The following is a 2,579-nucleotide window of genomic DNA, read 5'->3' as shown; positions in this document are numbered from 1 at the left end:
GCGATGACCGCTCATCCCGAACGCGAGCGTGATATCGCCGGCGACCAGCGCGCGCATCGAAAGCCGCTCGGCGAGCCGCTCGAGCATCGCACGCATGACAAATCCCAGCGGCTCCAGGTTCTCGATTCCGTATTCAAGCTCGACGGTCTCGACGAAAAGCTCGGCGCGGCGGCGCGGCACAAGCGGCGCGTGGATTCCACCGCGCGCAAGGCGGACCAGCTCGACGCCGCGACGGCCCAGCCGCGTGCCTACAGCGTCGGGATTGAGGCGCGCCAGCTCGCCGAGCCGGCGCATCCCCCATCTGGCGAGCGTGGTCTCCAGGTCGTCGCCGCGATCCGATTTTCCGAGATCAAGCATGTCGAGCGGCAGCCAGTTCAGGAATTCGCGCTCGCGCCCGGCTTCGATCACGCGCACGCCCCCGCATCGCGCGGCCAGATGCGCCAACTCCTTGTTGGCCGCGACGCCGGCGGCGGGTTCCATCCCGACTCTGCGCACGCATCGCGTCAGCTCGGCGGTAATCTCTGCTTCGCCATTGTAGATGCGATGCAGGCCGGCGAGATCGAGCCACACGCATCCCGGCGCGCCCGACTCGACGACCGGCGAAACCGATTCGACCGCGTCGAGCAGCGCAGAATGCGCCGAACTTTCCGCGGCGGGCGAGCGATGGACCACGGCCAGATCGGAGGAGATCGCGCGGGCCTGCGCGATCGTCATCCCGGGGCGGATTCCAAGTTCACGCGCGCGCGGCGCCACGGCGTCGAGCTCGGCGTGCGGAGCGAGGCTTCGGCCGATAGCCAGCAGCGCGGCCTCCAGCGCGGGATTCGAACGCATCAGCGCCGCAATAGAAAAATCGGCGACCATGATGCACGCGATACGAGCCATCGGGACACCACGCTAGCTGCTTGCGGAAACTCGAAGCTGCGGATGCAAGCCGGTTGGATCTGGAATCGGAACCGGATCGATGAGAGCGCGAACGCGAACACGCTGCCCCGTCCCGCCCAGCTTGTTCCGCGCGACCATCGCGTCCACCGCCAGTCCGTCGAACATTACCGGTGAGCCGGGAGCGAGCCGGCTGAACGAGGTCCCGGCGCGGCTGGCATCCAGACTCAGCGTCGCGAACGTCCCGCATATCCGCCACGGTGCGATCGCGATCACGGCTGCGCCGCTGCGCTCGGCCGCGCGGGCGATTCGAAGCGCTGACGCGTGCGCGAGTGCGCGGGGCGCTTCGCCGAAATCGATGACGACCAGGCCAAAGCCGCCAGCCTCGAGCACGAGCTGCGCAGCTTTGACGATCGCGGATTGATGGCGCGCGAGCGGGCCGGCGGCGAAGCGGGCGTATGGAAGCGGGGCACGCGTCATCGGCGATGCCGTCGTCGTCTTCGCCATCTTCATCGATGCCCACAGCATCCGCCCAAGCTCCACGCCGGCAGCCGCCATGCTCTCGGGATCGAAGGCGCCCGAGGCGTCGAGCCATGCGGCGACCTCGCCGCGGCGGGTGGCGAAGGCGGCGAACGATGCGGCAATCGAGGTCTTGCCCGAGCCGGCGCGGCCCGTGATCTCGCTGATTCGCCCGCGCGGGATTCCACCGTCGATCAGGGCGTCGAGCGGGGCGAGTCCGGAGCTTAGGCGGCGGTCTTTGCGGGTAAGTTTATGGCCACGAAAAACTCCTGAAAATTCAAGTGGTTGCGGCCTTTCGAGCGGGATATGAGACGGCGACCTGACGGCCTGAATCGGGCTTGAAGGGTTGCCCCATGAGGGTTTTGACAGTGCCGACATAGGCACTGTTTCGCTCTTTTTTCGCTTTTTGTCAACCAAAATGGGCGCGATTCGGAGTGATCGAATAGAGGCGGAAAGGGCGTTTTATACCATCGGTAGTGGTTTGGGGATGACTGCGCACTAGGGCTAGCTTTGTTCCGTCAAAAGTAATTTTTGTCAGACGCAGAGGTCGCCCGATTTCAGGCGAGCCGGGCGAGTGCGGGATATCCTGGCGGTTGACCATAGCGCACGCATAGCACGCCACGACCGCCGGGGTCAGGCTGAATTAGTTCATCCCTGAACCCGGCCTGAAAAACAAAGTTGGACGCAGCGACTCAAAACCGGTACCGGCTTCGCTGGTGCGAAGCTGTCCGAGATCCTTCCCTGAACTCGCGTTGCTCGCTTCGGTCAGGATGACAGAAATGACTGAACCGCGTTTACTGCTCTATCACGACGCGGGGGACGCTTGCTTTTTTTGAGTCATCCTGAGCGCAGCGAAGGATCTCGCGCGCCATCGCCGTCCGTTCGGGGGCCCACGGAGGTCTCCTGCTCGACCCGAGGGTGGCTGTCTAACCGTAAGCGCATCAGCGGCAGGGGGCTTAGCTCCACTCACCCTGCCGCCGGTAACCCAGTCCGCGCCAAGTTACGCCGTCTGCGTTTATGACTCCGGGGCGGTCAGCGCCGCGAGCCTTCGCAATGACGCACGGGTGACATTGATCAAGCCTTTGCTGGCGAGGCTCTTGCGCACCAGCAGGATCGGCAGCATCGCGAACCCGATGAGGGGAAGCAAAATCACGAACAGAGCACCCATCACCAGCGCCAGC

At 64.9% G+C, this 2,579-nt stretch carries 2 protein-coding genes; both read right to left on the bottom strand.

What is annotated here, in order from left to right; all coding sequences use genetic code 11:
- Positions 1-882, bottom strand: an 882-nt coding sequence (locus ABSB13_RS17055) for a DNA polymerase Y family protein (protein ID WP_428110556.1), incomplete at its 3' end; no start/stop codon positions are given.
- Between the two features lie 12 nt (positions 883-894).
- On the bottom strand, positions 895-1,776 hold the full coding sequence (locus ABSB13_RS17050; RefSeq protein ID WP_428110554.1) for an ATPase domain-containing protein: 882 nt from the start codon (positions 1,774-1,776) through the stop codon (positions 895-897).
- Positions 1,777-2,579 lie beyond the last annotated feature (803 nt).

The organism is Binatus sp. (SeqCode), assembly GCF_050013435.1.
Taxonomy (GTDB): Bacteria; Desulfobacterota; Binatia; order Binatales; family Binataceae; genus Binatus.
The sequence above is the reverse complement of the archived record's forward strand: the minus strand, read 5'-3'. Positions and strand labels throughout refer to the sequence as shown.